This is a genomic window from Methylobacterium sp. WL103 (assembly GCF_008039885.1).
GTDB classification, from domain to species: domain Bacteria; phylum Pseudomonadota; class Alphaproteobacteria; order Rhizobiales; family Beijerinckiaceae; genus Methylobacterium; species Methylobacterium cerastii.
Map to the genome: position 1 here is coordinate 1 of NZ_VRUX01000979.1, position 1,033 is coordinate 1,033.

Genomic DNA, 1,033 nt, shown 5'->3' on the forward strand with positions numbered 1-1,033 from the left:
TTGAGACCGAGAATGCTCGGCTTCGAAAGGCAATCGCCGATCTCACCCTCGACAAGCTGATCCTGCAGGAGGCGTCCCGGGGAAACTTCTGAGCCCCGCGCGCCGACGCGCCTGTGTCGAGCACATCATGCGGACGATGACCGTCTCCGAGCGCCGCGCTTGTCGGGCGCTCGGTCAGCATCGCTCGACACAGCGCAAGGTACCGCGGGGCCGCGACGACGAAGAGGCGCTGACGGCCGATCTCGTGGCGTTGGCCGAGAAGTACGGACGCTATGGCTACCGCAAGATCAGCGCATTGCTGAAGGCGGCCGGATGGTTCGTCAACGACAAGCGCGTCGAGCGGATCTGGCGGCGTGAGGGTCTGAAGGTCCCAGCCAGACAGCCCAAGCGGGGGCGGATCTGGGACAATGACGGCTCCTGCGTCCGTCTTCGCCCGGAACACCGCAATCACGTGTGGTCGTACGACTTCGTCGAGGCCCGAACGCACGATGGGCGCAAGATCCGGATGCTCAACGTGGTCGACGAGTTCACGCATGAATGCCTGGCGATCCGGGTCGCCCGCAAGCTGAAGGCAACCGACGTCATCGACGTGCTCTCGGATCTGTTCATCCTGCGTGGCGTACCTGGCCATATCCGTTCGGATAACGGCCCGGAGTTCGTTGCGAAGATCGTACAAGCTTGGATCACCGGCGTCGGAGCAAAGACGGCCTACATCACGCCAGGCTCACCGTGGGAGAATGGCTACGTCGAAAGCTTCAACGCACGGCTTCGCGACGAACTTCTGAACGGCGAGATCTTCTACACACTCAGAGAAGCGCAGGTCGTGATCGAAAGCTGGCGACGTCACTACAACGGCGTGCGCCCGCATGCCTCTCTGGGATACCGACCGCCGGCCCCGGAGGTGTTCATGCCAGCCTTCTCCGCTTGGCCGGCTGCGCTTGCCAGACCAGCTCCGCCGGCCAAGCTACCCGTGGCGGAGCGGCCCACCGTGCACTAATTTTACCCTTGGACCACCTCGTGGGGGCCGATCACG

1 pseudogene is annotated in these 1,033 nt (G+C 63.6%); it reads left to right on the forward strand.

What is annotated here, in order from left to right:
* A pseudogene (locus FV222_RS27175) lies at nt 1-997 on the forward strand (IS3 family transposase); the annotation flags it as partial.
* Between the last annotated feature and the right edge of the window lie 36 nt (nt 998-1,033).